Raw genomic sequence first — 3,024 nt, 5'->3', positions numbered from 1 at the left:
GTCTGGTAAGCTGGTTTGCTGGGTTCACTGAATAGTTACGAAGGCAGTGGGGAGCTAAATTTTTCTTCAAATTTCTGATCGAGTAATGCGTAGATCCTGTTGGTTTCCCGTGAGATAGACAGCATTTTCTCGTGATCAGCGCTATACACCGGCTTGTTAGTCTGGGCAAACTGATCGCCGGTCAGCTTCGGTCTCAGAGTACTGACAATGGTCGGAGCATCGATATCCAGCTTTCGCAGGCGTAGTAATTTTAAATGATGTTCCAGCCGGGTAAGGCCGATCATAATGTCAATACATTCCTTACTTCGGGCAACGCCTTTCGGTAACTCCGATGCCCAGTAGTCGCGAGCCAGATCTTCCAGCTCTTTCAGGAGCGTTTGTGTATCTTTGATGCCCGATTTAACCTCGGCTCGGTTGGCAAAATAGCGACCATTATACCTCACATACCACCAGCCAAGGATGACAAGGCCTATATTGATTGGGTTTAAAACAAGATCAAACTGCATACTGTTAATGAGGTTCAGAAGCGGCATGACAGCGTCGAGGATAAAGCTATATTCACTGCTCATGCTTCATTTATGTAGTTGATTACACTGTTTTTTACGCTTTCCTGATCTGTGCGTAGCTCAAGTTTTTGCAGCAGTTCATCCCGGGATATGATGTTTTTTCGTATCAGACCACCAAAAGCCTCTTCCAGAAAAGAAGAGCCGTATCCCATGGCGTTGTCGAACAAAATGACCACTTTGTCATTTTCAGCCAGTAATTTCGCCAGGCGATCTCTGAATTCTTCACCGCTGGCGGGGCCGTCCTCGATAAAGCGACCACCGGGGAATGGGTTAAAATCGACCCCGATATCAAATTCAGCAACTCTTGCACTCATATAATCTTATTCCATCGAAGCGTTGGTAATATCTTTCGCAGGGATAATCCATTCAATCAGTGTACCGCCAAGGGACTTTTTGGAGTCGAACCCAGAAGAAGTCCTGCTATTGGCCTTATAGGAATAAAAACCACGATTACTCAACACATGGAGCCTGCTTCCAACCGTATTATCGACAGGTTTCTTGAAATCTGCCAAACCTTTTCCCCGGTTCGCTTCTCTTGTTCGGGTTGCCGCGTATTGCATGGCTTCTTTAATGATCACCGTGTCTTCCGGTCGATCATTTCCCAACGAAACCAGAAAACGATTCCAGTGAGCAGCATAGGACTTTGGGAATGATACTGGAATCCCAATGCCCAAGTCACATACCAGAACAAAAACCGGGGTCAAGTCTTGATTCTAAAACCGGGGTCAAAAACCGGGGTCAAGTCTTCAAAAACCGGGGTCAAGTCTTGATTCTTGATCTGCTCGCAAAACTCAAGCAGCAAAACCGAACACCCAACCAAAAAGCACGCTACCGCCAATCACACGAAACCGGGGTCCACGAAACCGGGGTCAAGTCTTGATTCTTGATCTGCTCGCAAAACTCAAGCAGCAAAACCGAACACCCAACCAAAAAGCACGCTACCGCCAATCAAATCAAGCACTTCTACCTATTTTTGGTAGCGAGCCACGCATTTATCGAAACAGCGCATAGCAAACCCGAGAGATCCGCGTCATCCAATAGTGGAGTTATCCACCTGTTTAATCCCCAGCTGAGCAGTGAATATTTTGAGGAAGCTCAGAGAAAAGAGATCACCGCACTTTTGTCAGATAGCCCCAGCCTTCAAAGCAAGCTGGTGGAGTGCATCTCGAAGGCGTATAAAGATGCAAACTGGTATGCACACATTGAGACAGGTTTACCTGAAGAGGATTTCCCCCCGGATTGTCTCTGGAGTTTTAACCAGGTTAACCGCCAGAATTGTTTTCAGTGTCGGGTTGCCTTCTTCACTGGATACCACTGGGAAGGTGAGTATCCAAAACCGGAGACGTCAATGATGCCTTGCCAATGCATCATGATGCACTATTATCATATTCATGATGTATCAAACTAAAAAAGAAAAAGGGGTTAAACCATGCGAACAACACTGGACCTGGAACCGGGCTTGCTTGCCCAGCTCAAGGAGCAAGCAGCCAGAGAACGCACAACCGTGAGCCAGTTGGCAAACCAGCTCATTCGCATGGCTATTTCCGCACAACAAAATGAACCCGACCAGGTGCCTTTCCAATGGCATGTGGCAAAAAATGGCAAACCTGCCGATGGTTTTGATCCATCGGATCGCAGCTACCTTGATGACCTGGCTTAATGCCCCATGAGTTGAGCGGAATAAGCCATGAAGCTGATTGATACCAACATTCTTGTCTACGCCAGCATTCCCTTTTTTGATGAGCATGAGCTGGCCAGGGCGCTTCTGGAGCAGGTTGCCTCACAGAAAGCCCGCCACTGCATTACCTGGATCAATATATTTGAATATTTGAGGGTGGTCACCCATCCAAAATTAATCAAGCCGAAACCGTTGGGTATTGAGCAAGCACTGGCCAATATAAGGAACCTTCTCGACCAACCAGCGGTATCCCGGATTGATCCCGGCTCTGACCATCTGCTGTATTTTGCAGAAATTATCCAACAAGTGGCGCCTGTCAGAGGCAACTTTGTTCACAACTGTCGTATTGCAGCAGTTATGAAAGAGCACAGCGTCAGTGAGATTCTTACCAGGGATACCGATTTCAGGAAAATCCCTGGTTTTTCTGTGACTAACCCTTTTGATTGATGAGACACCTTCAACCCTGTATTAAAGTTTCAACTCCACCGCCGCGCTCATGGCCACCTGGTAAACCACTTCCATAATATCACTGGTGTACTGCATGGTTTTGTCGTCTATCTTTGGCATCACCAGAATTTCATCGCCGGGCTTGACATCGTACTTCGCCAGCTTGCCACCGGTGAGCCAGCCATCGTTGTATTCGATGCGGGTAATGGTGCCATCGGTATGCAATACCAGTACTCTAGGAGGCTGATCCGCCTTTTGGGAATAACCGTCGGCACTGTTGACATAATCCGCTATGGTTTTGCCAGCGCCACAATGGGTTTACCGAATACTTAC

General features: G+C 47.3%; 7 protein-coding genes. 3 read left to right on the top strand and 4 right to left on the bottom strand.

Annotated elements, in window-relative coordinates:
* Positions 1 to 35: 35 nt before the first annotated feature.
* From CX664_RS24045 to CX664_RS24035, 3 genes are read right to left on the bottom strand one after another with little or no spacing between them, the layout of a single operon-like run.
* On the bottom strand, positions 36 to 569 hold the full coding sequence (locus CX664_RS24045; protein WP_101749152.1) for a hypothetical protein: 534 nt from the start codon (positions 567 to 569) through the stop codon (positions 36 to 38).
* Positions 566 to 880 carry an STAS-like domain-containing protein gene (locus CX664_RS24040; protein WP_101749151.1) on the bottom strand — a complete coding sequence of 105 codons (315 nt, stop codon included), beginning with the start codon at positions 878 to 880 and terminating at the stop codon, positions 566 to 568. Before CX664_RS24040 ends, CX664_RS24045 begins: the two co-directional genes overlap by 4 nt.
* A gap of 6 nt (positions 881 to 886) precedes the next feature.
* Entirely contained in the window at positions 887 to 1,240 is a 354-nt protein-coding gene (locus CX664_RS24035; RefSeq protein WP_146000293.1) for a hypothetical protein, read from the bottom strand.
* A gap of 209 nt (positions 1,241 to 1,449) precedes the next feature.
* Here CX664_RS24035 and CX664_RS28375 point away from each other — a divergent pair, with 209 nt between their 5' ends.
* The 3 genes from CX664_RS28375 to CX664_RS24015 are packed head-to-tail and all read left to right on the top strand — an operon-like array spanning position 1,450 to position 2,691.
* Positions 1,450 to 1,974, top strand: a complete 525-nt coding sequence (locus CX664_RS28375; protein WP_101749148.1) for a DUF29 family protein — start codon at positions 1,450 to 1,452, stop codon at positions 1,972 to 1,974.
* A gap of 21 nt (positions 1,975 to 1,995) precedes the next feature.
* Positions 1,996 to 2,226 carry a hypothetical protein gene (locus CX664_RS24020; protein WP_101749147.1) on the top strand — a complete coding sequence of 77 codons (231 nt, stop codon included), beginning with the start codon at positions 1,996 to 1,998 and terminating at the stop codon, positions 2,224 to 2,226.
* A gap of 27 nt (positions 2,227 to 2,253) precedes the next feature.
* Entirely contained in the window at positions 2,254 to 2,691 is a 438-nt protein-coding gene (locus CX664_RS24015) for a type II toxin-antitoxin system VapC family toxin (protein ID WP_101749146.1), read from the top strand.
* 21 nt (positions 2,692 to 2,712) lie between these two features.
* Here the strand turns inward: CX664_RS24015 and CX664_RS24010 are convergent, their stop codons facing one another.
* Complete coding sequence (locus CX664_RS24010) at positions 2,713 to 2,916, bottom strand: hypothetical protein (protein WP_101749145.1); 204 nt, start codon at positions 2,914 to 2,916, stop codon at positions 2,713 to 2,715.
* Positions 2,917 to 3,024 lie beyond the last annotated feature (108 nt).

It is taken from the genome of Endozoicomonas acroporae, assembly GCF_002864045.1.
Classification (GTDB): Bacteria; Pseudomonadota; Gammaproteobacteria; order Pseudomonadales; family Endozoicomonadaceae; genus Endozoicomonas; species Endozoicomonas acroporae.
The sequence above is the reverse complement of the archived record's forward strand: the minus strand, read 5'-3'. Positions and strand labels throughout refer to the sequence as shown.